This window comes from Ulvibacterium sp. (assembly GCF_028285715.1).
In the GTDB taxonomy this organism is placed as follows: domain Bacteria; phylum Bacteroidota; class Bacteroidia; order Flavobacteriales; family Flavobacteriaceae; genus Ulvibacterium.
Genome location: NZ_JANQOO010000035.1, coordinates 265,567 through 288,270, shown reverse-complemented (window position 1 = coordinate 288,270; position 22,704 = coordinate 265,567). Strand labels below are relative to the sequence as shown.

Sequence of the window (22,704 nt, the reverse complement as noted above, 5' to 3'; positions counted from 1 at the left end):
TTGTGACCAAAACGGAATTATATCGATCTTTGGACTATGTAGATGCCACAAGGGAAAAACGTACCCGGATGGCATCACTGATTTTGATTGACCCTGGCTTAATCCATCCATTGCTCGAAATTATTTTTGAAGACGAGAATCCTGTTTCTCCCAGAGCTTCTTGGGTACTTGAGTTTACGCTCAAAAAAAAACTGCACTACATTTACCCCCATTTGAACTTTTTCACTACCCATGTAAGCGATGTTCGCCTTGACTCTTCCGTAAGACCCTTGGCCAAAATTTGTGAATTCCTTACAAAAGCCTATTTTTCAAAAATGAAGAACGAAGCGCAAGATGTAATGCGAGAGAAGCACTTGAAGGCCATTACTGCTGCGTGCTTTGATTGGCTTATCGGAGAGCACAAAGTAGCGGCAAAGGCTTACTCAATGACCTCTTTGCTTTTAATGGGGCAAAAATTCGATTGGATACATCCCGAACTAAAAATGATTCTGGAGCAGAACTATTCGGATGGAAGTGCCGCGTATCAGGCCCGGGCCAGAATGACGTTGGCCAAAATAAAATAAGAGCTCCCAAATAGTACTATGGCAAAAAAGAACTTCCAGGATTTACGGAACAAAATGTAAACCCTGCCCTTTGAATAATTTAACTTATAAAGTATAAACTTTTAAACTCCCTCGCATATAAGTATCTTTGCAACTTCCTTTAAACCACCAATTTTAGAATAGATGTCCTTGAATCCTTTAAACGCAATTTCACCTATAGATGGTCGGTATAGGGCCAAAACGGACGCTTTGGCCCGTTTTTTTTCTGAAGAAGCCTTAATAAAATACCGTGTACGGGTAGAAATTGAATACTTCATTGCTCTTTGTGAGATTCCCTTACCCCAGCTACGATCGTTCGACGTTTCCAAATTTGATAATCTAAGGGAAATCTATCAAAATTTTGAAACGGCCCACGCCGCCGATATTAAAGAGATTGAAAAAATCACCAATCATGATGTAAAGGCCGTTGAGTATTTTATCAAAAAGCAATTTGACTCCCTTGGATTGCAAGAATATAAGGAATTCATCCATTTTGGACTCACTTCCCAGGATATCAATAATACGGCTATTCCATTATCCATAAAGGAGGCCTTAAACGATGTATACGTGCCGCACTACCTGGAAGTATTTGAAAAGCTAAAGGAATTGGCCGAAGAATGGAAAACAATTCCCATGTTGGCACGGACGCATGGTCAACCCGCTTCCCCTACCCGACTCGGAAAGGAAATAGCGGTCTATGTAGAGCGATTAAAAGAACAGTTTAACCTGCTTAACGACATTCCCAGTGCTTCCAAATTTGGCGGTGCCACCGGAAACTTCAATGCCCATAAGGTGGCCTATCCCAAAATGGACTGGAAATTATTTGGAAAAGAATTTGTGCAGAACAAACTGGGGTTGCACTATTCCTTTCCCACCACACAAATAGAACACTATGATCACATGGCGGCTCTTTTTGATGGCTTAAAACGAATCAATACGGTGATTTTAGATTTGAACAGGGATTTTTGGACCTATATTTCCATGGATTATTTTAAGCAAAGAATCAAGGCAGGGGAAGTCGGATCTTCAGCCATGCCCCATAAGGTAAATCCCATCGATTTTGAAAATTCAGAAGGAAATCTTGGGATTGCCAATGCCCTATTTGAACATTTATCCGCAAAGCTTCCCGTTTCCCGATTGCAACGCGATTTGACGGATAGTACGGTTCTTAGAAATATTGGTGTGCCGTTCGCCCATACCATTTTGGCATTTCAGTCCACTCTGAAGGGATTGAACAAACTATTGCTTAACAAAGATAGATTTGAGCAAGATTTGGAGAACAATTGGGCCGTGGTCGCCGAGGCCATTCAGACCATCCTACGTCGTGAGGGTTACCCTAATCCCTATGAAGCATTAAAGGGATTGACCCGAACCAATGAAAGAATCAACCAGGGATCCATTGCCCAATTTATAGACACCCTGGAAGTCTCCGATACAATCAAAGTTGAATTAAAGGCCATTACCCCAAGTAATTATACGGGCATATGAAAAAATCCGGCCGTTTTACAGCAGCCGGATTTTACTTGATATTTGCGTATAGGTAAGGTTAGCCTTCCTTATGAATTTCAACAGAATGTGGATAAGGAATTTCAATACCTGCTGCATCAAGGGCCAATTTGGCTCCTTCATAAGTAGCGAAATATACATCCCAATAGTGCTCTGGCTTGCAATACGGCCTAACGGCAAAATTCACCGAACTGTCCGCCAATTCCATTACATTTACCGAAGGTGCCGGATCTGATAACACTTGGGGGTTTGAAGTAAGGACTTCCATAAGAACGGCTTTCGTCTTTTTAATGTCCTCCCCATATCCTACGCCAACAACGGTATCCACACGAATCTTGCCTTCTTCGGTATAATTGATAATGTTCCCATTGGCCATGGCCCCATTGGGGACAATGGCCAACTTGTTTTCCGGGGTAGTAAGTTTTGTAGTAAAAATTTCTATTTCCTTTACCACTCCCAAAACGCCTTGGGCCTCTATAAGGTCACCTATACGATACGGTTTAAAGATCATTATCAGAACACCCCCCGCAAAGTTGGAAAGCGATCCCTGAAGGGCCAAGCCTACTGCCAAACCTGCTGCTGCTATAACGGCTGCAAAGGTGGTGACGTCAACACCAAGCGTTGAAATAACGATAATAATGAGCAGCACCTTCAATGCCCAGGAAGCCATATTCAACAAGAAACGTTGAAGTGACTCGTCATAACTACTTTTACTCATTACTTTACGCGTGGTGCCGATAATCTTTTTAATAATCCAAGAACCAATAATGTAAATTAAGATAGCACCCAATACCTTGGGGCCATATTCAATGACAAAGTCCAATCCCTTGTTCATCCAAACTTCAGCTTCTTCCATAACGGTATAATTTTAGTTAGTGTTAATGGTGTTCAATATAGCAATTTAGCCCTGAAAAGAAAACGCTTTTATTAACTACCCACCCAAACTCGAGCTAGCATAAACAAAGACCGCTTTGGGAAATCCCAAAGCGGTCTTTGTTTACTGTGTTGAATACCGAATCAGCCTTTGAGAAAAGAACCAATATCCGCAAGGCCTTCTCCCCTATAGTCCGATTTTTCAAGGGCTTGAATGAACTGAACCAACTTGGCAGGGTTCATATTTTTTCCCAAGATACGAACCAACATAAATCCCTTTTCATCACTATCCCCATAAATAATAACTTCGTCAATGGCATCCTCATCGCCGAGATACTGCACCGTACCCTTCCCATAACTTGTATTCACCTTCATTAATTCGGTAAACTTGCCATTGCCCAGAATTGCCTTTACGTTGGCTTTTTCTATTTTATATTCCGCCACATTTTCAGTAGTCTTCTTAAATGCCAGAATATTCATCTTTCGCAAAGTTTCCAGTGCTTCGCGTTGCTCATCGTTTAGTTCTGTCTTCTCTACATTGAGTAGGCTTACCGGAAGGTCCACCGATAAAAAGTTGGGATTGTCCGCATTGTCAACATAATACTCTTGAAGGCTACGATTGGACGTACAGGCTGCCAAACCCAATAAAAGCGAAAGAACAAAAATTGATTTTATAATTTTCATAGGTATTAGTTTAAATGGCCTTGGCAAAGGCCTACTATTATTAATTTTTTCATTTTTCACTTACCTTGTTCAATTCATCCGGAAGGTTCATTTTCTTGGTAAGGGCACTAACTTTGTTCAAATCGATATCACCTGTGAGCGAAACCAAAATGGATTCAAATTTTCTACCGTCGATGTCCATGTGGGAATCGTCGATTCCCTGGACGAACATCAACAGTTCATATACATGATCGTCACTCCTTCCATTTTTGATATAAAACTTTACATTGGTATCCTTATCCTTTACGCGCATCAACTCTTCCAATGAAGAGGATTTTATGTACTTTCTAAGGGTTTTGTGCATATCCGTAGACACTCCCTTGTCCTCGGTAATGAACACTTTTATACCGTCTAGACCCCTTGCCAAATCCAAAAAGTCCTTGGCCTCCTTATCGCCATCGTCAATCTCAATTGAACTTACGAGATTGATCAATCCCTTGTTGATAACTACAGATCCCACGTTGTCCATGTCCTCGTATTTATCAAAGATCGATTGGGAAAAGCCCAGTAATGGTGCTACCGTAATTAAAAATACTACAACTACTTTTTTCATGATGATTGTTTTTGATTGATGAATGATTCTATTAATTTCCTTTTTTCCCAGCCTTGTTCAATTCCTCGGGAAGGTTCATTTTATTGGTAAGGGAACCTATTTTGTTCAGATCTATATCACCTGTCAAGGACAGCAGTACGGTTTCTATCTGTCGCCCATTGAGCTCCACATCCTTCATTTCTTCCCGGTCCTTTATCCCGGTAACGAACATTAAAAGTTCCCGGACATGGTCGTCATCCTTTCCTGGTCGTATATAAAATTTCACATTGGTATCCTTATCCTTTACGCGCATCAACTCTTCCATGGAAGCCGATCTTAAATATTTATCTACCGAAGATTTCATATCTGCGGAAATGTTCTTGTCTTCCGTAATAAATACCTTAAGGTTATTCAGACTCTTGGCGATATCCATAAATTCCTGGGCTTCGGGGTCATCTACCTCAACATCGATTTTGGCCAGGAGATTAAACATACTCTTATTCACCACTACGGCGCTCACATTGTCCAAATCCTCATATTTATCAAATAGGGACTGGGAAAACCCGATCAAGGGCAAAGCTGCAATTAGACTTGCTATAATAAATTTTTTACTGTTCATGATCTTAATTTTAATTGTTGTTGTAAATTTTTTGTTTTGTTTTTTCAAACTGATTTAAATAGGCCATTTTTTCGGTACCGCGACCAAAGTTCTCGGCCAAGAGGTCCAGTGCCTTTCTCGTTTCCTGATAGACAAATTCCGCCTCTTTTTGTTCTTGGTAATCCCTATGGCGATCGAGGCCAAAATAGATGCCAAATGCAAGAACTGCAACCGCCGCTACGGAAATCCACTTATAATAATTTTTTCTAGGTTGTAGAGGAACCGATTTGGTAAACCGTTCTTTTTTGGCATTGGAAAAATACTGGAACAAGGGGGTATACTGTTCAAGATGAGCTGGTATTTTTTCTTGGGAAAAATACACCTTTAGCATTTCCTCCTCGGCTACCGTAGTGGAAGCTTCAAAATACTTTTCCAATAATTTTTCAATATTATCCAATTCCATAACTATGTTTTTGCATCAATTTTTCCCTTACTGTTTTCCTAGCCCTGGAAAGGGCTACCCTAACCGTACTTGGTTTCATATCCAGCATTTCGGCAATTTCATCATAATCGTACTCTTCTACGTCCCTCAGCTGTAACACCATTTTTTGTTGTTCCGGCAATTCTACCATTATTTTTTGTACCCATAGTGCGCTATCCTTTACCTCCACCTGTTTTTGCAAGGGAGTGCCGGTCTCACCGTAATTGCTATGGACCAATTTTAAATTTCCTGCTTGTCTTGACTTTAATCGATCTAAACAGAAATTTTTGGTCATCGTCATAGCAAAGGCTTCTACGTTCTTATAACTCCCTATCATCTCATTTTTGGACCATAGTTTCAACAGAATCTCCTGGGTAGCGTCCTCGGCTTCCTCGGTAGAGACCAGTAAACGTTTGGCAAGCCTATAAAGCTTGTCTTTAAATGGCATTACCACATTCAAAAATTCCGATTGTCGCATTTTGGTTCGGTTATTGCTATTACTATGCCATAATGGATTACAATAGCAAGACGAGGCACCTTCAGTTTTGTTACAAAAAATTTTTTTTTGCCCAATATGTAAGTAATTTGGGCAACCATAAACTAATTAACTGCGTATATTATACGTAAACGTACAATATAAATCCAATATCTTTTGTTATACTAATTGGAATGATTATTGAACGGGAAATTGTTTAAAATAAAGCTATGAAAAGACTATTGTTCCTGTTCTTGGCAGGACTATTTGTATTGGTATCCTGTAAAAAGAGCGATGATACCATTATCCCTGAAACAGAGGGCCAACAGGGCGGGCCACCACTGGAAAGTACAAGGTCCCTAGCGGATTATCCTGCCCAAAATTTTATGTGGCAGACCATGAACCTCTATTATTTTTGGCAAGCGGACGTTCCGGATCTTGCGGATACCAAAATCGATGATATCGAAGCCTATGTGGAGTTTTTATCGTCAGAACCAGATCCGGCGGACTTTTTCTATAGTATATGCAACAATCACGAAGTAATTGTGGGAGAAGATGCAGCAATAGACCGTTTCTCCGTTGCCGTTGAAAATTATAGGAATTTAGTAAACAGCCTACAAGGCGTCTCTAGAAGTAATGGCTTGGAGTTTCAACTGTACCTATTTCAAGACAGTAATGACATTTATGGCGTGGTTACCTACGTAGCTTTGGATTCCGACGCTTCCACCAAGGATATCAAAAGAGGGGATATTTTTGTAGGGGTCAACGGTCAAAATCTGAATCTCGGTAATTACTTGGATCTATTATTTGGCAATGAGGATACCTACACATTGAACATGGCCGACCTTATTGACAATACCATAACCGACAATGGTAACGAAGTAACCCTAACGAAAATTGAGAATTTCGCCGAAAATCCAATTTTGGCCTCCAGGGTGATCGAGCAATCTGGAAACAAAGTAGGGTATCTCATGTACAATTCGTTTTTAGCGGCGTATGATGAACAGTTGAATGACGTTTTCGGTGATTTTAAAAACCAGGGCATTAATGAACTTGTTCTCGACCTGAGGTATAATGGGGGCGGTCGCGTTACATCGGCGATTCAAATCGCAAGTTCAATTTATGGGGCAAGGACCGATGAAGTATTTATACGGCCACGTTTTAATAGCAAATTACAGCCGGGCAATGGTCAACCGAACAATTTTACGGCCACTACCTTGGAAGGTACTGCAATTAACGAATTAAATCTAAACAGAGTCTTTGTAATTACCACGGGTGCCACGGCCTCTGCAAGTGAATTGGTCATTAACGGACTGGAACCGTATGTTGATGTCGTACAGGTAGGTACGACTACAGTCGGCAAGAACGAGTTCTCTAATACCTTTGTGGACGATCCCGAAAATGGAAATTTCTATGATCCCGATCGCGAAAACCGCATAAATCCAGACAACCAATGGGGTATCCAACCGTTATTGGGACGAAGTGAAAATGCCGATGGTTTTTCAGATTATACCGCTGGTTTATCTCCTGATTTCGAACTTGAGGAAGATATTGCTAATTTAGGAACTTTGGGAGACCCCTCCGAGCCCCTTTTAGCATTGGCCTTGAGCCGTATATCCAGCCAGAGCTCCAAAATAAGTTTGCAACCTGCCTTTACGGCCGAGGTGTTTTCAAATTCCATATGGTTTAAACCTACAAACAACAAAGCATTGATGGATGGCCTATTAGAGCCGCGCCACTAAAACCCCAACAAAAATTGTATGATATTTAATAATCGCCCCTTTAGCAAGAAACTTAAATTGTTTCTTTTCTTACCCATAGCCCTTTTGGGCATTTCCTGTAGTAATGATGATGGCACAGGAGGATTTGTACTTCCTAGGACCGCCACAGCGGACCAAAGCTTGGTAGAGGCCGATATTACGGTACAGAACTTCATGTGGAAGGCCATGAATTTTTGGTATTTCTGGCAGGCCGAAGTCCCTAACTTGGCTGATGACGCTTTCGCTCTCGACTCCGAAGGATCTAGATTGTATACCGAATTTTTAGCTTCAGAGGACAACCCTACCGACTTTTTCAACCGGCAGTTGCTCTTTAATCAAGACCGGTTCAGCTTCTTGGCCGAAGACTATGAAACCTTGACGAGATCCCTGGCAGGCATCTCAAGAAGCAACGGGCTGGAATTCGGACTAGTAAGTCTTTCGGATAATAATGAAATTTTCGGCTATGTTCGATACATAGTACCTAATTCCAATGCCTCCACCAAAGACATAAGCCGAGGGGACATTTTTACGGGTGTTGACGGACAGACCTTGAACAATGATAACTATACAGACCTGTTATTTGGGGAAAATGATACATATACCCTGAACATGGCCGATATAAATGGTGCTGTCGTTACTCCAAATGATAGGGAGGTCACCTTGACCAAACAGGAGAACCTTGCGGAAAACCCGGTCTTTCTTACTCGCTCCTTCGATATTAGCGGCGAAAAAATCGGGTATCTCATGTACAATGGTTTTACCAATGAATATGATGAGGACCTTAATAATGCCATGGGAGAACTTAAGTCAGCCGGAATTACCAATCTCGTACTAGATCTTCGCTATAATCCTGGGGGTTCGGTAAATACGGCTCGTTTGCTTTCCAGCATGGTCTATGGTACAAACACCAGTGATCTTTTTCTAAGGGCAAGATACAATGATAGGCTACAACCTTTGTTCAATGCAGGGGACCTTGAGCGCAATTTTACGGACAAATCGAGTGATGGCTCCGCGTTAAACAGATTAAATTTGAACAAGGTATATATACTTACCTCTAGAAGTACGGCATCTGCCAGCGAATTGGTTATCAACGGACTTGCCCCTTATGTTGATGTGATACAAATTGGGGAAACTACTCGAGGTAAAAATGAGTTTTCCGTGACTATGGTAGATGACCCTGACCATTCCGGAGCGCCCTACGTCTACAGCCCGGAACGCGAAAACAAAATAAATCCCAACAACCGATGGGCCATACAACCCCTTATCGGAAGGAATGAGAATGCTGATGGTTTTTCAGATTATACCTCAGGATTGGCCCCGGATATAGCGTTAACGGAAGACCTGACCAATCTAGGGGTACTCGGGGATCTTAACGAACCGCTGCTGGCTAGGGCCATCCAGGATATAACAGGATCTACATCTAAACGAAGTTTTAGCGTTAAAGTGCCGGCAAACGTGATAACCAGTTCCAAAATGTTCACTCCGGTCAAGGACAATATGTACGTGGATGACGTTCCCAAATTGGATTTGTCCCTTTTGGAGTAGTACTGCATTTCTAAAAACAAAAAGCAGCTTGCCAAAATCAAGCTGCTTTTTGTTTCCTAATTTTAGCGGTTATCCATTCTTTTCCCACATACTTCTGTTCCATCAACGCGATTAAAAATCAATATCCCTCCTGCAATAGCTATCCTACTTTATAATAAAACACGCACCAGGGAAAAGAAAGAAAACTGCCTTGGAAATCCCCGTAAACTTTTCAAATAAAAGGAATTCGAAAAATTGTTACCAACAAATACGCTAAGTTTTGATTCGTAATCCGGTTCCCTTCAGACAGAAAAAGTAGGTTTCGCATTATTCAAGTTTTAACATTCAAACCCGTATCTTTACTCTTGAGAATTAGCGAAAATAATGAGCGAATCTATAATATATCTTATAGTAGGGCTGGTGTGTTCAGGACTCGGTTTTCTATTGGGCCATTACATCCAAAACTTAAAGACAAAATCCAATCAAAGTGCATTGGAAGAACGTGAACAGCAGCTACGGAGCAATGTTACGGTTCTTGAGGGTAGATTGAACAATGTCGAAGAACTCCGCACACAACTACAATCCGAAAAGGAAATGTTAGGAAATCAAATCGTCCGCTATCAGGCTGATTTGGAAAACCTGCAGACAAAAAACTCTGAACAAAGGGAAGAAGTAGAAAAATTGCAGGACAAGTTCACCAAAGAATTCGAAAATCTGGCCAACAAGATCTTGGATGAAAAGAGCCTAAAATTTACAGAACAGAATCAAAAAAATATCAAAACCATCCTTAATCCCTTACAGGAAAAAATTCAGCTCTTCGAAAAAAAGGTGGAAGAAAGCCAAAAGGAGAATATCAGCATACACTCTGCTTTAAAAGAACAATTGTTAAATCTTCAAAATCAAAATCTTAAGATTACCCAGGAGGCTGAGAACTTGACCAAGGCACTAAAGGGCGATAGCAAAATGCAGGGTAATTGGGGCGAATTGGTCTTGGAAAGGGTTTTGGAAAAATCGGGCCTGGAGAAGGACAGGGAATATTCGGTCCAACAAAGCTTTACTTTGGATGATGGAACCCGGGTATTGCCGGACGTTATCATTCATCTTCCCGATGGGAAAAAAATGATCGTGGATTCCAAGGTTTCATTGACCGACTATGAACGATACATCAATGCAGAAGAAAATCTACGGGAAAAATTTCTTAAGGATCATATCAATTCTCTAAGAAAGCATGTGGACCAACTATCCGCCAAGAAATACGAAGACCTCTATGAAATGGAAAGTCCGGATTTTGTACTGATGTTCGTGCCTATAGAGCCTGCATTCGCTATTGCAATAAACCACGATAACTCCTTGTATAACAAGGCGTTTGAACAGAGCATAGTTATTGTTACCCCTTCTACCTTATTGGCAACTTTACGGACCATAGACAGCATGTGGAACAACGAAAAGCAACAACGGAATGCCATAGAAATTGCTAGACAGGCCGGAGCCCTGTATGATAAGTTTGAAGGCTTTGTTTCGGATTTGACCAAAGTGGGTAAAAAAATGGACGATGCCAAAACGGAGTACAAAGGGGCAATGAACAAGTTAGTCGAGGGTCGGGGCAATATTATTACCAGTATAGAACGATTGAAGAAAATGGGAGCCAAGGCCAAAAAATCCATTCCCGAACCAATTTTAAAGCGCGCCCAAGAAGACGATTTTGAAGAACCCAAGTTAAAATTGTAAACGATATCCTCCCGAAACCTATTCCTATGAAAAAAGCATTATTTATTACCCTAGGAGCTATAGTGGCCCTGTTTTTGATCGTATACGCCTTCATTTATTTCGTTCCTTATAGTCAGGGTTATCGCTCGGGCGAATTGATTAAATTCAGCAACAAGGGTGTATTGGTCAAAACGTGGGAGGGAGAAATAAGTCAGGGAATATCCGGAGCACAGATTTTTTCATTCTCCGTTTTGGATAAGGAAAAGGAGATTATTCAACAATTAAAGGACTATCAGGGCAGGTACGTTAAAGTAACCTATATGGAACGTTTTGCCACCTTTTTTTGGTTGGGCGATACCAAATACTTCATTACCGAAGTCCAAGAAGAACGGTCCCCTCATTTTAGAAACTAAATGGATTTAGGCAATTCAAACTTGTATTTTAAACGTTAACCATGGAATCATTTAAAACCGCCCGTGAATCGCGTGTGTCCATTACGGAATTAATGCTCCCCTCCCATTCCAATTTCGGAGGGAAAATACATGGTGGTCATATTCTAAACCTTATGGACCAAATCGCCTTTGCTTGTGCCTCCAAACATTCCCAAAGATATTGCGTTACAGCCTCCGTAAACCGGGTGGATTTCTTAAACCCCATAGAAGTAGGCGAGTTGGTTACCTTAAAGGCCTCCATTAATTATACGGGACGAACTTCAATGGTGGTTGGTGTTCGGGTAGAATCCGAGAATATAACAACCGGGAAGCGAAAGCATTGTAATTCCTCCTACTTTACTATGGTGGCAAAGGATGAAAAAGGCAAAAGCGTACCTGTACCGGGTTTAATCCTAGACGGAGAGCAAGGCATACGACGTTTTTCCCGGAGCAAAATCCGTAAGGAAGAGGCTTTTGAACGGGATACCCGATTTGACGAAGCCGCTTTTAAGCCGGAAGAACACCTTGGGCTATTGAAAGGTGAAAACGTTAAGATTGATCTGGGCTAATTCCTTGGGCTGCGGCCTGATCTAAAAACCACCTTAAGTTTCCTGAAGTGGGGGATACCAAACTTGCCGGGTAATTTGTGTAATTTCCCTCCCTTTGAATGATTTCCCGCACCTTTTCGGCCTTATTATTCCCGGTGACCAAGAAAGCTACTTCCTTCGCGATATTGATGACCTGACCTGTAATCGTAATACGCTTTTGTCCTGATTCAGGATGTGTTGCCACTACACAGTGTTCCGAAGCATCCCAAAGGCCAATTTCATGGGGGAATATGGAAGCCGTATGGCCATCATCTCCCATTCCCAAAATTACCAAATCAAATTGCGGAATGCCACTTATCCTGTCCAAATTGATTTCCAAGAGATTGGCATAGCGGTAAGCTTCCCGTAGTGGTTCTGCCTCACCCAAAATCCGATGGATATTTTCCTCGGCCAGCCCTATTTTTGAAAAGAGATGTTCTACGGTCATCTTATAATTACTCTGGTCATCCGTTGGCGGAACACAACGTTCATCACCCCAATAAAAATGAATCTTGGCCCAATCGATTCCGTCCGCAAAATCCGACGCCAAGACATCAAAGACTATTTTAGGGGTACTCCCTCCGGAAAGGGCAACATGAAAGATATCCTTTCCCTTGACCAAATCTGCCAGGAACTTCGAAAACTCCTGCGCAACTTCGTTTTTATCTTTGTAAATCTTCGTTTCCATATAAAATCGTATTCAATATCTATTACCGCTTTCAACCCATTATCCACCAACATCCGACATCTAACAAATCACACAGAACCCCGGATCATCGGCCAAATTTTCACTTGGATTGCGCCACATGCCTACACCATCTATAAGCTCATCCGCATTGGTAGGCCCCCATACTCCGGCAGAGTATCCATAGGTACGTACCTCCTTACCATTTTTCCAATAGTCCAAAATAGGATCTACGAATTCCCAGGCAGCCTCTACCTCATCCGCTCTTGCATATAAAGTCGCATCCCCTTGCATGGCATCCAATAAAAGGCGCTCATAAGCCTCCATCACACGGTTTTCCACCAAATTGGAATAGTAAAAGTCCAAATTGGCCCGTTCCACCTTAAAGCCCTGTCCGGGCACCTTAACCCCAAATTTTATCAACATTCCCTCGTCGGGCTGAATCCGAATAATCAACTTATTTTCTTTGTTAAAGGCCACCGTATCCTTAAAAATCTGATGATGCGGTGTCTTAAAATGGATGACCACTTCGGTAACTTTGGTAGGCATACGTTTGGCGGTGCGCACATAAAAGGGCACATCGGCCCAGCGCCAATTGTCCACAAAGAATTTAATGGCGGCATAGGTCTCGGTAGTCGATTCCGGATCTACCCCTTCCTCCTCCCGGTACCCCTTTACCTTTTCCCCGTTGATATCGGATGCCACATATTGGGCTCGTATGGTGTTATTATAGAGCGTCTCCTCGTCCTTCATTATACGTAAGGATTTTAGTGCCTTTACCTTCTCATTTCTGATTTCTTCCGCATCTGAGCCTATAGGTGGCTCCATTATGACCAAAGAAACAATCTGTAACAAGTGGTTCTGGAACATATCACGCAATGCACCGGATTTATCATAATACCCTCCTCTTTTCTCAACACCTACGCTTTCAGCGTTGGTAATTTCTACATGATGGATATAATTTCGATTCCATAGCGGTTCAAAGATGCTATTGGCAAAACGGGTCACCAACAAGTTTTGAACGGTTTCCTTCCCTAAATAATGGTCAATACGATATATCTGGGGTTCCTTAAAGTATTGCTGAAGTCCTTTGTTCAAATCTCGAGCGCTCCTTAAGTCATAACCAAAAGGTTTTTCCACAATCAAACGTTTCCAGCCCTGGGACTCATCATTGAGGCCCTTTTCCGCCAAATTCTTGGATACAATCTCGTAGAGGCTTGGCGGTGTAGAAAGATAAAAGATATAGTTATTATCAGTTTTGAATGCTACATTCAAATCCGCTATCCGCTGCGCCAAAGTGCCATAATCTGTATCATAATTACTACCTAAATCCTCATAAAAAAGCTTGTCCGCAAAGGCATTTACAAAATCATTTCCTTTATCCCCTATCCTATCCAATAAGTATTTACTCTCGGTCACCACTTTTTTGCGGAATTCTTCATCGGAGAGGTTGCTGCGGCTAACACCCAGCACTACAAAATTTTTGGGAAGATGCCCTCCTTTATGGAGATTAAAAAGAGCCGGTACCAATTTCCGGGCCGTCAGGTCTCCGGAGGCACCAAAAATGACTAGCATCTGATTTTCTGTTCTGTTCATGACTTAAATCTTCGTTTAATTTTAATCTGTTTTTGACATATTCCCAGTTTTGGAATCGACAAACATACCATCCTAATAATACAATAAGTGCACTCGTAGTCGGTAGTAAACACCGTCCTTTGGCTTATAATTCGGTATCATTCCAACGCACTTGCCATTGTGCGTTTAAATATAAGTATCCCGAGGGAGTTTCCAAGAAGAATACGGACAAAACCGGATAATTTCATTTATTTTTGAGTACATCCGATTTTCGGGTGGATTTTCTTTAAAAAACACCGACAACTATACATACTTCATGGAAAATAAATACGATTTTGGATTGATTGGCTTGGGCGTTATGGGCCGGAATTTTATTTTAAATGTGGCCGACAACGGCTTTACGGCCTTTGGGAACGATTTGGATGAGGAAAAGGTAAGAGCCCTTAAGGGAGAGGGCGGCGATTTGGCCAAGGTGAATGCCACCTCGGATGTAAAGACCTTTGTGGAAGGACTGGCAACACCTCGAAAAATCATGATGCTGGTCCCGGCCGGAAAAATTGTGGATGCAGTTATCGAAGGGGTACTGCCCTATTTGGATAAGGGCGACATTCTCATCGATGGGGGCAATTCCTTTTTTACGGACACTGACCGCCGTGAAGCCTATCTACAGGAAAGAGGTATCCATTTTTTCGGGGCCGGAGTTTCCGGGGGAGCGAAGGGTGCAAGATTGGGCCCCAGCATCATGCCTGGAGGCTCAAAGGAAGGCTACGCTCCTGTACAGCCCATTTTCGAGGCCGTGGCGGCCAAATACGAAGGGGAGCCCTGTGTGGCGTACTTGGGACCCAAGTCAGCCGGAAATTATGTGAAAATGGTGCATAATGGCATAGAATATGGTTTGATGCAATTGACGTCCGAAATCTATGACGTACTCAAAAAAGGAGGCAATTTCAACAATGACGAACTGCACACCACTTTTGCCCAATGGAACGCAAGCCGCTTACAGTCCTTTTTGGTAGAGATTACTTCCGAGATTTTTGAAAAGGAGGACGACTTAGGTAATGGCCGACTTGTGGATCAGATTCTGGACAAGGCCAAGCAAAAAGGAACTGGCAAATGGACTTCCCAAAATGCCATGGATCTGGGCATTCCCGTACCCTCCATTGATATTGCAGTAAGTATGCGGGAAATCTCGGCCCTAAAGGATGAGCGCATCAAGGCAGATGCCCTGTATGACCGGCCCATAGTCGAAAAAATGGACAAGGCAACCTTGGAACGGATGGCCGAAGAGGCCCTTTATTTTTCTTTTATCGTTACCTATGCTCAAGGACTACACCAATTAGCGGATGCTTCAAGGGAATATGGCTATGATCTGGATATCGCCACCATTGCAAAAATCTGGCGGGCGGGCTGTATTATCCGTGCGGGACTTTTGGCGGATATTACGCAAGCGTTTAAAGCGGATGCCGAGCTACCCAATCTGTTGCTCTCCCCTACCTTTGTGGAGAAAGTTCAGAGCACTGTGGATGCAGCGCGGAAATTGGTGGCCTATGCGGCTAAAAACGGGATTCCCGTTCCGGGGCTTTCCAATTCCCTCACCTATTTTGATGCCTATACATCTACGCGACTTCCCTTAAACCTCATTCAGGCGCAACGCGATTATTTTGGCTCACATACCTATGAGCGGCTGGATCGGGAAGGTATCTTTCATACGGAATGGGAAGAGTAACTGGGCATATAGATAAAGAACGTTGATTTATATTTATGATTTGCAAACATCTAAATTAACCGATATGAAGTCCTTAAAGCTAATTTTGTGCTCGGTGTTTTTAGTCTGGTGGAGTAGCTATTCCCAAAAATTTAAGATAGACAACCGTACTCAGGAACAAAAAGAGCACCATTCAGATATAGAGGGTATTGGATTGGCTGATTTAGTTGAAATGTTGAAATTTCAAGGAATAGAAATCAATAAATTCAAGCTGGGCAAATTTGATAGACGGTATGTACTGTACCTATTTGCTGATGAGTACTTGGATGGAAAAATGATTTCGTCCGACACCCTGCTAAACACCAGTAATACCTACGTATATTTTGAGTCTGAAGAACCATTGTATCACTATATTGACCAAATGACCATAATGACCAAGGACTTTCCCGAAGAAAAGAAAAGTCAAATTATGATTAAGACCTATGGATTTTCAACTACCACATCCATAGAAATGGATAATACAGAAAAGGAGAATGTACTTCATTGGAGAAAATACTTGGATACACAGTGGGAGTTAAACAAAAAAATCCCCTTGTTGATATATGCATCCTCGTGGTTGGATAAGAAATATAACGTTAGAAGGTTTTGTGGCGCAAAATATCTAAAGGAAAATGATGAGGGCACGAATGAACTCTTGAATTCCTCTCCGAACTATGTGAAAATCTCATATTTCGTAACCGAATAAAATGTTTGACAATGAAGGCCAAAATTTGGTACTATGGGCCAATTGACCAACATTACCGAAATTAAGCCGGAGTAAATGTTGTACATCTTGTTTTTTATTTAAACCTTATTTAGTAAAGACCCATTCTCAGAAACAGCACTACCAATGTACACTTTAAAGAATCAGGCTTGAGTAAGATTTCAAACCTAATGAAGCCAAGTAGAGAAGTAATTTGCTTTCCTGAAAAAGACAGTAAGAAGCGATTTGTACTTGGAAAGCCAGGGAAGCGAAATTTACTTTGTGTGGGCATCAATCCAAATACAGCTGATGGGGAACGGCTTGACCCTACTTCCCGAAATGTAGAAAAAATTGCGCTGAACAATGGTTATGACGGTTGGATTTTGGTCAATCTCTATCCCAGACGCACAAAAAAAGTAGCTTTTTTGGAAACTAAGCCAGACAGGAAATTGTTTTGGGAAAATCTGAAGCTAATTCAATCGCTGGTAAGCAAAAATCAATTCAAGTTTAACAAGATTTGGCTGGCCTGGGGAAACGATATTGATGCGCAACATCTTACGTATTTGAAGGATAGTGCGTACCATTTATGCACAACGTTGCAAGAATTTGATCTGGATTTTGTTTCCGTCGGAACCAATAACTCCGGACATCCTACACATCCAAGTCCACAGGCATTGGCCCAAAAGTTTGGAAAAAAATCAAAGGACGTGAAGTTTACCTATTTCGATGCTAGAAACTATACGGAAAAAATAAGGAAAGCAATAAAAGTTAATTCCAAGATTAGGATTGATAATATTGATTCTTAGTCCTTGTTACAAACGTGGAATGTCCCTATAAGTTTTTAATGGCTACAATATCCCTTATCTTAGCTCCGCATAGAAAGATGTTATAATCTACACTCCGCCTAATTCCTAAATTTAATCTAGTAGATGAAAAATACGTTCCAACGTATTTCGTCCGACTGTTACAAGATGAAATCACAACATACTATTATTGCAGTGCTGTTTACAATTTTGCTTAGCTCCTGTAGTCCTGATAAAGAAGGAAAACACCTCTTAATACTTTCAGGGCAATCGAATATGGTAGGGCTTCTCCCCGAAGAATCCTTTATACCGACTATTGAGGCCCAATTTGGAGCGGACGCTGTAATCATCGTAAAGGATGCACATGGCGGCCAACCCATAAGGAGGTGGTATAGGGATTGGAAACCTTTACAGGGCAATGAGCCCAAGGCTCAACCGGATTTATACGATTCCCTTTGGACCAAAACAAATACCGCAATTCAAAAAGAGAAAATAGCGACAGTTACTTTTATCTGGATGCAGGGGGAGCGGGATGCTCGGGAAGAACTGGGTAATGTTTACGAAAAAAGCTTGATCGGACTATACAATCAGCTCTCCGCGGACCTAAAACGGTACGATCTCAGCTTCATCATTGGGCGGTTAAGCGATTTTGATATGCAGAACGAGAAGTATCCACATTGGACACTGATACGGGATATTCAGGTAAGGGTCGCAGAATCCGATTCGCGTTTTGAATGGATAAACACGGATGACCTTAATGATGGCTACAACAGAAAAGGACAGAAAATCAACAACGACCTCCATATGTCCGAAGCAGGTTATGTAGAAATGGGGGAACGTTTTGCGGAAGAAGCTATACGACTCATTAACGATTAAAAAATCTACCCATGAAAGCCGCCGTCCGCCGTAGCTATGGTCCGCCTGAAAGTATCGTCATCGAGGATGTGGAAAAACCGATACCCAAGGATAATGAAGTTTTGGTTCGCGTAAAAGCCACCACGGTCAATCGGACCGATTGTGCCAATCTTAGGGCTGTGCCTTTTGTTATGCGCTTTGTACTAGGATTCCGAAAACCCAAAAAAATCATTTTGGGAACCGACTTTGCAGGCGATGTTGTAGCAATAGGAAAAGATGTAAAATCCTTTCATATAGGTGATAGGGTCTTTGGATTTGATGATATAGGGGTACAATCGCAGGCCGAATATCTAGTACTTCCCGAAAACGGCAGTCTATTCCCCATACCGGATTCCATAGGCTACAAACCGGCAGCTGCTGGTTTGGAAGGAGCACACTATGCCTATACATTTGTGCACAAGGTAAGTATACAATCCGGCCATAGCATCTTGATCAACGGGGCAACCGGGGCTATTGGCTCGGCACTGATACAGTTTGTTCGCCAATATAATGTACATCTAACCGCTACCTGTAACACAAAGAATATGGAGCTGGTGAAATCCTTGGGTGCCGATAAAATTTATGATTATACCCGGGAAGATTTCACCAAGGATACTGAAAAATACGACTTTGTATTTGATGCTGTAGGCAAAAGTACCTTTGGGAAATGCAGACCTATGTTAAAGCGCGGAGGTGTTTATATTTCTTCGGAACTAGGACCTTATGCCCAAAATGTAGGATTTGCGTTGCTCACCCCTATTTTGGGAAAGAAAAAAGTCATTTTCCCGATACCCTACCCTACACCAGAAACCATACCCTACATCATGGACCGGTTGACTACAAAAAAGTTCAGTCCGGTCATAGATCGGGAATATCCCTTACAGGAGATTTCTCAAGCGTATACCTATGTCCTTACCGGAGAGAAAACGGGAAACGTTATCATTACCCTTTAGGAAAACTAAAAAAACACCAAACATGCCCAAAACCCAATATTGCATCTATGTAGTGGAGCTATCCAAAAGGGTCTTCACGGAAAACAGGCGGTTTCGGGAAGCCAATCCACAATTCAATGGAGTATTGGAATGCCTCTATGTGGGCATGACCAGTAAGACGCCAAAAGAACGTTTTGCACAGCATAAAACAGGATACGTCAATAAAAAAGGGCATAGACTTTCTTCCTACTTCGTCCAGAAATACGGTAGCTACCTCCGCCCTAGCCTGTATAATCACATAAAGCCCATGGAGAATCGCGTTGAAGCCTTAAAAATGGAAAGGCAATTGGCCTTGGAATTGCGACGAAAACGATATGCGGTTTGGTTCAATTGAAATAACGAATGGAGTATCTTTACCATGGAAAAAACCTCATAACAAAGACCAATATTCATGAACAAAAACACTTCAGCCAAACCCTTCGAAACCTTGGATCCACAGGATTGGGAAAAATCAAGGGCACTAATGCACCAAATGGTCGACGATGCATTTGCGTATATCTCCAAGGTCCGGGAGCGAGAGATTTGGAAGGATATGCCACCTGAAACCCTGGATAGCTTTACCACTCCGGTACCACAAAAGCCCAATGATGCCAAAGCGGTTTACGAGGATTTCGTGCAACATGTGTTGCCTTATAACATGGGGAACCTCCATCCAAGATTCTGGGCCTGGTATATGGGCAACGGCACAGTTTCCGGAATTATGGGTGATTTTTGGGCCTCCGTGATGAACCCGAACTTAGGTGGGGGAAATCACGCGGCACACAAAGTAGAGGAGCAGGTCATAAACTGGATGAAGGAGATTATGGGGTTTCCTGCAACGGCCAGTGGGATTTTGGTCAGTGGAGGCTCCATGGCCAATTTTACAGGATTGGCCATAGCCCGTAACGCAAAATGTGGCTATGATATCCGAAAAGAAGGCCTACGACCGGAGGATTCGGGAAAAATGAGGGCATACGCCTCCAGTGAAATCCATAGCTGTAACCAAAAAGCCCTGGAGCTCTTGGGATTGGGATCGGATGGTCTTCAAAAAATTCCTGTCCATTCAGATTATACCATCAATCTGGATGCATTAGTTGCTCAAATAAAAAAGGACCGGGAAAACGGTCTACGACCCTTTTGCATTATTGGTACCCCAGGTACGGTCAACACGGGAGCTATCGACGACCTAAATCGCCTCGCGGATATTTGCGATGCCGAAAACCTTTGGTTCCATGTAGATGGGGCCATCGGTGCCATCGCCGTGCTGTCCCCAAAGGTAAAACCCAAACTTGCAGGCATAGAGCGGGCCAATTCCGTGGCCCTAGATCTGCATAAATGGTTACATATGCCCTTTGAATCGGGTTGTGTTCTTGTGAAAAATCAAAAAGCACATAAGGATACTTTTTCGTTAATTCCTGAATATTTGGCCAAAAATACCCGGGGCATTGCATCGGGCGATAACTGGTTCAGTGAATACGGCCTACAATTGTCACGCCGATTTCGGGCCCTAAAAATATGGATGTCCCTTAAGGAACATGGTACGGAACGCTTTGGGCGAATGATTACACGAAATGTGGAACAGGCCCGTTATCTGGGCTCCCTTGTCGATTCCCAAGAAAATTTGGAACTCGTGGCGCCCATTGGATTGGATATTGTTTGCTTTCGATACAACCCTGGGGGAATGGCCTTGGAAACATTGAACGCTATCAATAAGGAGATCAAATTGCAATTGGAAGAACGGGCCATTGCCCTACCCGGTTACACTACCCTTAATAAGAGCTATTGCCTTCGGGTGGCCATTGCCAACCATCGTTCTACAGACGAGGACTTCGAGGTCTTGGTAACCCACGTTCTGGAATTGGGACAGGAACTTCAACACTCCTATTGACTTCGTAAAACAAGATTCCATTTTTCAGTTCAAATTTTTTGTGTACATTTGTTGTGTACTAGTTAACTAATACACTAGGCTATGTTACAATTAAAAAGCTTGTCTTATCATTACCCAAAATCCAAAACGGTTTTGGACAATGTCTCCTTAACCTTTGCCGAAGGTACTATTTATGGGCTTTTCGGGAAGAATGGCGAAGGTAAAAGCACGTTAATGAAAATCATGTCAGGGCTGTTGTTCCCAAAGTCCGGTCAGTGTACGATTCTGGGTCAGCCTACTGCCAAAAGACTGGCGAGCAGTCTACAAAATCTGTTTTTGGTCCCTGAAGATTTTGAATTACCCAACTTGACTATAGCAACCTATGAGAAAATCTACTCCCCGTTTTATCCAGCGTTTTCAAGACATCTGTTTTATGAACTTTTACAGGAGTTTAAGCTCCATCACCAAGAAAAAACGGCGAGGCTCTCATTCGGCCAAAAGAAGAAAATACTCATTGCCTTTGGCATAGCCACACAAACCAAATTGCTGCTTTTGGATGAACCCACCAACGGTCTCGATATCCCTTCCAAAAGCCAATTCAGAAAAATAATGGCCGAAGCGGTGGATCAGGGAAGGAGCATCATTATCTCTACCCATCAGGTTAGAGATCTACATAGTTTGATCGACCAGATCGTAATCTTGGATAATTGCAAGGTGATCTTTGACCATTCCCTTTCTGAAATATCGGAAAACCTTTGGTTCGGACGCGCTTCCAATGTGCCCAACGAGGTCATCCTCTATACTGAAACCTCCTTTGGGGGCAAGGCGGTCATGAAACGCCTGGACCAAGAGGAAACCGAGGTAGATCTTGAGTTGTTGTTCAACGCTGTTCTGAATAATCCTAAAGGCATTCAATTGGCCTTAGAACAAGTATACCATGGAGTTTAATATCAAAAGGATAGGCTACGCGATACAAAAGGATATCATCCTTTTAAAAAATACAGGTTTTATGGCCCTGGCGGTTGCCAGTGGTATTCTTTTTATCGGTCTGTTTTTCATGACCCGAGGGGACGATTATTTGTCCGCTGATGAACTTATGGGCCTATTTGGTCTCTGCTTTGTTGTCTTGGGGGTGTTTTTCAGTTTTGCCGTTCTTCGGAAAAGTCATAATGTAAAATCCAACCATTTGTATTTCGCTTTGCCCATTTCCCCATTGGAAAGGCTCACGGCCATCTGGTTGACGACCACTTTCATACACACCCTTGTTTTTACGGTAATGGCACTTTTGGTGGGGCAACTGGCCATCATTATGGGAGGTATCATTTTTGGGTCGGGTTTTCATTGGGTATCCTTGTTTTCAGAAAGTTATGTAAAACTAGTCAAGGGATACTTCATCGTACAACCCATTTTTCTTTGTGGTGCCATGGCTTTTTCCAAAAATGGAATCGGAAAGACCCTTTTGACACTTTTATTGATTTTTATAGGAACGCTTTTTTATGGGCTTCTCCTTTTTTCGATACTCAACCATGGGTATGGGGTGTATCCCGGGGATTTGATAGCGGACCAAGCCTTTACTAAGGCGAGTAAGGATTTTTCTGGAGTAGGCACCTGGTTTTTTACCCTCCTATTCGGCCCGTTGATGTTATTGGTCACTTATTTTAAATTGGTTGAAAAGGAGGTATAA

24 protein-coding genes are annotated in these 22,704 nt (G+C 42.3%); 16 read left to right on the top strand and 8 right to left on the bottom strand.

Going from position 1 to position 22,704, the window contains the following annotated elements:
• The first annotated feature begins 2 nt into the window (after positions 1-2).
• A complete protein-coding gene (locus Q0993_RS19140; protein WP_299536241.1) occupies positions 3-563 on the top strand; it encodes an adenylosuccinate lyase in 561 nt (186 codons plus the stop codon).
• Between the two features lie 162 nt (positions 564-725).
• On the top strand, positions 726-2,069 hold the full coding sequence (gene purB, locus Q0993_RS19135) for an adenylosuccinate lyase (protein WP_299536239.1): 1,344 nt from the start codon (positions 726-728) through the stop codon (positions 2,067-2,069).
• A gap of 58 nt (positions 2,070-2,127) precedes the next feature.
• On the opposite strand, the gene Q0993_RS19130 is transcribed toward purB, so the two are convergent.
• The 6 genes from Q0993_RS19130 to Q0993_RS19105 form a co-directional block, all read right to left on the bottom strand.
• Positions 2,128-2,943, bottom strand: a complete 816-nt coding sequence (locus Q0993_RS19130; protein WP_299536236.1) for a mechanosensitive ion channel domain-containing protein — start codon at positions 2,941-2,943, stop codon at positions 2,128-2,130.
• Between the two features lie 161 nt (positions 2,944-3,104).
• Positions 3,105-3,644: a DUF4252 domain-containing protein gene (locus Q0993_RS19125; protein ID WP_299536234.1), complete on the bottom strand. Its 540-nt coding sequence runs from the start codon at positions 3,642-3,644 to the stop codon at positions 3,105-3,107.
• 49 nt (positions 3,645-3,693) lie between these two features.
• Positions 3,694-4,236: a DUF4252 domain-containing protein gene (locus Q0993_RS19120; protein ID WP_299536231.1), complete on the bottom strand. Its 543-nt coding sequence runs from the start codon at positions 4,234-4,236 to the stop codon at positions 3,694-3,696.
• 31 nt (positions 4,237-4,267) lie between these two features.
• Entirely contained in the window at positions 4,268-4,834 is a 567-nt protein-coding gene (locus tag Q0993_RS19115; RefSeq protein WP_299536229.1) for a DUF4252 domain-containing protein, read from the bottom strand.
• Positions 4,835-4,844: 10 nt separating this feature from the next.
• Positions 4,845-5,276 carry a hypothetical protein gene (locus tag Q0993_RS19110; protein ID WP_299536227.1) on the bottom strand — a complete coding sequence of 144 codons (432 nt, stop codon included), beginning with the start codon at positions 5,274-5,276 and terminating at the stop codon, positions 4,845-4,847.
• Positions 5,263-5,772, bottom strand: coding sequence for an RNA polymerase sigma factor (locus tag Q0993_RS19105; RefSeq protein WP_299536225.1), 510 nt, complete (start codon positions 5,770-5,772; stop codon positions 5,263-5,265). Before Q0993_RS19105 ends, Q0993_RS19110 begins: the two co-directional genes overlap by 14 nt.
• A 227-nt stretch (positions 5,773-5,999) precedes the next feature.
• Here Q0993_RS19105 and Q0993_RS19100 point away from each other — a divergent pair, with 227 nt between their 5' ends.
• From Q0993_RS19100 to Q0993_RS19080, 5 genes are all read left to right on the top strand, one after another.
• A complete protein-coding gene (locus Q0993_RS19100; RefSeq protein WP_299536222.1) occupies positions 6,000-7,511 on the top strand; it encodes a S41 family peptidase in 1,512 nt (503 codons plus the stop codon).
• Positions 7,512-7,529: 18 nt separating this feature from the next.
• Positions 7,530-9,074, top strand: a complete 1,545-nt coding sequence (locus tag Q0993_RS19095; RefSeq protein WP_299536219.1) for a S41 family peptidase — start codon at positions 7,530-7,532, stop codon at positions 9,072-9,074.
• A gap of 363 nt (positions 9,075-9,437) precedes the next feature.
• Complete coding sequence (gene rmuC, locus Q0993_RS19090) at positions 9,438-10,781, top strand: DNA recombination protein RmuC (protein WP_299536217.1); 1,344 nt, start codon at positions 9,438-9,440, stop codon at positions 10,779-10,781.
• A 26-nt stretch (positions 10,782-10,807) separates the two neighbouring features.
• Entirely contained in the window at positions 10,808-11,173 is a 366-nt protein-coding gene (locus Q0993_RS19085; protein WP_299536215.1) for a 6-phosphogluconate dehydrogenase, read from the top strand.
• 41 nt (positions 11,174-11,214) lie between these two features.
• Positions 11,215-11,760 (top strand): acyl-CoA thioesterase, encoded by a 546-nt coding sequence (locus Q0993_RS19080; protein WP_299536214.1) that lies wholly within the window; start codon positions 11,215-11,217, stop codon positions 11,758-11,760.
• Here Q0993_RS19080 and pgl read toward each other — a convergent pair.
• Both pgl and zwf read right to left on the bottom strand, forming a co-directional pair.
• Complete coding sequence (gene pgl, locus Q0993_RS19075; RefSeq protein ID WP_299536212.1) at positions 11,741-12,466, bottom strand: 6-phosphogluconolactonase; 726 nt, start codon at positions 12,464-12,466, stop codon at positions 11,741-11,743. The genes Q0993_RS19080 and pgl overlap by 20 nt on opposite strands.
• Positions 12,467-12,526: 60 nt before the next feature.
• Complete coding sequence (gene zwf / locus Q0993_RS19070; RefSeq protein WP_299536210.1) at positions 12,527-14,059, bottom strand: glucose-6-phosphate dehydrogenase; 1,533 nt, start codon at positions 14,057-14,059, stop codon at positions 12,527-12,529.
• Positions 14,060-14,354: 295 nt separating this feature from the next.
• On the opposite strand from zwf, the gene gndA reads away from it, so the two are divergent.
• The 9 genes from gndA to Q0993_RS19025 all read left to right on the top strand — a co-directional run bounded on the left by gndA (position 14,355) and on the right by Q0993_RS19025 (position 22,704).
• Positions 14,355-15,764 carry an NADP-dependent phosphogluconate dehydrogenase gene (gene gndA, locus Q0993_RS19065; RefSeq protein ID WP_299536208.1) on the top strand — a complete coding sequence of 470 codons (1,410 nt, stop codon included), beginning with the start codon at positions 14,355-14,357 and terminating at the stop codon, positions 15,762-15,764.
• A 64-nt stretch (positions 15,765-15,828) separates the two neighbouring features.
• Positions 15,829-16,488 (top strand): DUF5041 domain-containing protein, encoded by a 660-nt coding sequence (locus Q0993_RS19060; protein ID WP_299536206.1) that lies wholly within the window; start codon positions 15,829-15,831, stop codon positions 16,486-16,488.
• A 188-nt stretch (positions 16,489-16,676) separates the two neighbouring features.
• Entirely contained in the window at positions 16,677-17,291 is a 615-nt protein-coding gene (locus tag Q0993_RS19055; RefSeq protein ID WP_299536204.1) for a DUF1643 domain-containing protein, read from the top strand.
• Between the two features lie 123 nt (positions 17,292-17,414).
• Positions 17,415-18,164: a sialate O-acetylesterase gene (locus tag Q0993_RS19050; protein ID WP_299536201.1), complete on the top strand. Its 750-nt coding sequence runs from the start codon at positions 17,415-17,417 to the stop codon at positions 18,162-18,164.
• Positions 18,165-18,175: 11 nt separating this feature from the next.
• Positions 18,176-19,135, top strand: coding sequence for an NAD(P)-dependent alcohol dehydrogenase (locus tag Q0993_RS19045; RefSeq protein WP_299536199.1), 960 nt, complete (start codon positions 18,176-18,178; stop codon positions 19,133-19,135).
• Between the two features lie 22 nt (positions 19,136-19,157).
• The gene (locus Q0993_RS19040) at positions 19,158-19,508 is read left to right on the top strand and encodes a ribose-5-phosphate isomerase (protein WP_299536197.1); all 351 of its coding nucleotides are present in this window, start codon (positions 19,158-19,160) and stop codon (positions 19,506-19,508) included.
• A gap of 57 nt (positions 19,509-19,565) precedes the next feature.
• A complete protein-coding gene (locus Q0993_RS19035) occupies positions 19,566-21,041 on the top strand; it encodes a pyridoxal-dependent decarboxylase (RefSeq protein ID WP_299536195.1) in 1,476 nt (491 codons plus the stop codon).
• Between the two features lie 81 nt (positions 21,042-21,122).
• Positions 21,123-21,968 (top strand): ATP-binding cassette domain-containing protein, encoded by an 846-nt coding sequence (locus Q0993_RS19030; protein WP_299536193.1) that lies wholly within the window; start codon positions 21,123-21,125, stop codon positions 21,966-21,968.
• The gene (locus Q0993_RS19025; protein ID WP_299536191.1) at positions 21,958-22,704 is read left to right on the top strand and encodes a hypothetical protein; all 747 of its coding nucleotides are present in this window, start codon (positions 21,958-21,960) and stop codon (positions 22,702-22,704) included. The genes Q0993_RS19030 and Q0993_RS19025 overlap by 11 nt, the downstream gene beginning before the upstream one ends.

What these genes read in the sequence shown, in the direction of transcription:
- purB (WP_299536239.1), top strand. Translation starts at nt 726, where the DNA reads ATGTCCTTGAATCCTTTAAACGCAATTTCACCTATAGATGGTCGGTAT.
- Q0993_RS19130 (WP_299536236.1), bottom strand. Translation starts at nt 2,943, where the DNA reads ATGGAAGAAGCTGAAGTTTGGATGAACAAGGGATTGGACTTTGTCATT.
- Q0993_RS19125 (WP_299536234.1), bottom strand. Translation starts at nt 3,644, where the DNA reads ATGAAAATTATAAAATCAATTTTTGTTCTTTCGCTTTTATTGGGTTTG.
- Q0993_RS19120 (WP_299536231.1), bottom strand. Translation starts at nt 4,236, where the DNA reads ATGAAAAAAGTAGTTGTAGTATTTTTAATTACGGTAGCACCATTACTG.
- Q0993_RS19115 (WP_299536229.1), bottom strand. Translation starts at nt 4,834, where the DNA reads ATGAACAGTAAAAAATTTATTATAGCAAGTCTAATTGCAGCTTTGCCC.
- Q0993_RS19110 (WP_299536227.1), bottom strand. Translation starts at nt 5,276, where the DNA reads ATGGAATTGGATAATATTGAAAAATTATTGGAAAAGTATTTTGAAGCT.
- Q0993_RS19105 (WP_299536225.1), bottom strand. Translation starts at nt 5,772, where the DNA reads ATGCGACAATCGGAATTTTTGAATGTGGTAATGCCATTTAAAGACAAG.
- Q0993_RS19100 (WP_299536222.1), top strand. Translation starts at nt 6,000, where the DNA reads ATGAAAAGACTATTGTTCCTGTTCTTGGCAGGACTATTTGTATTGGTA.
- Q0993_RS19095 (WP_299536219.1), top strand. Translation starts at nt 7,530, where the DNA reads ATGATATTTAATAATCGCCCCTTTAGCAAGAAACTTAAATTGTTTCTT.
- rmuC (WP_299536217.1), top strand. Translation starts at nt 9,438, where the DNA reads ATGAGCGAATCTATAATATATCTTATAGTAGGGCTGGTGTGTTCAGGA.
- Q0993_RS19085 (WP_299536215.1), top strand. Translation starts at nt 10,808, where the DNA reads ATGAAAAAAGCATTATTTATTACCCTAGGAGCTATAGTGGCCCTGTTT.
- Q0993_RS19080 (WP_299536214.1), top strand. Translation starts at nt 11,215, where the DNA reads ATGGAATCATTTAAAACCGCCCGTGAATCGCGTGTGTCCATTACGGAA.
- pgl (WP_299536212.1), bottom strand. Translation starts at nt 12,466, where the DNA reads ATGGAAACGAAGATTTACAAAGATAAAAACGAAGTTGCGCAGGAGTTT.
- zwf (WP_299536210.1), bottom strand. Translation starts at nt 14,059, where the DNA reads ATGAACAGAACAGAAAATCAGATGCTAGTCATTTTTGGTGCCTCCGGA.
- gndA (WP_299536208.1), top strand. Translation starts at nt 14,355, where the DNA reads ATGGAAAATAAATACGATTTTGGATTGATTGGCTTGGGCGTTATGGGC.
- Q0993_RS19060 (WP_299536206.1), top strand. Translation starts at nt 15,829, where the DNA reads ATGAAGTCCTTAAAGCTAATTTTGTGCTCGGTGTTTTTAGTCTGGTGG.
- Q0993_RS19055 (WP_299536204.1), top strand. Translation starts at nt 16,677, where the DNA reads ATGAAGCCAAGTAGAGAAGTAATTTGCTTTCCTGAAAAAGACAGTAAG.
- Q0993_RS19050 (WP_299536201.1), top strand. Translation starts at nt 17,415, where the DNA reads ATGAAAAATACGTTCCAACGTATTTCGTCCGACTGTTACAAGATGAAA.
- Q0993_RS19045 (WP_299536199.1), top strand. Translation starts at nt 18,176, where the DNA reads ATGAAAGCCGCCGTCCGCCGTAGCTATGGTCCGCCTGAAAGTATCGTC.
- Q0993_RS19040 (WP_299536197.1), top strand. Translation starts at nt 19,158, where the DNA reads ATGCCCAAAACCCAATATTGCATCTATGTAGTGGAGCTATCCAAAAGG.
- Q0993_RS19035 (WP_299536195.1), top strand. Translation starts at nt 19,566, where the DNA reads ATGAACAAAAACACTTCAGCCAAACCCTTCGAAACCTTGGATCCACAG.
- Q0993_RS19030 (WP_299536193.1), top strand. Translation starts at nt 21,123, where the DNA reads ATGTTACAATTAAAAAGCTTGTCTTATCATTACCCAAAATCCAAAACG.
- Q0993_RS19025 (WP_299536191.1), top strand. Translation starts at nt 21,958, where the DNA reads ATGGAGTTTAATATCAAAAGGATAGGCTACGCGATACAAAAGGATATC.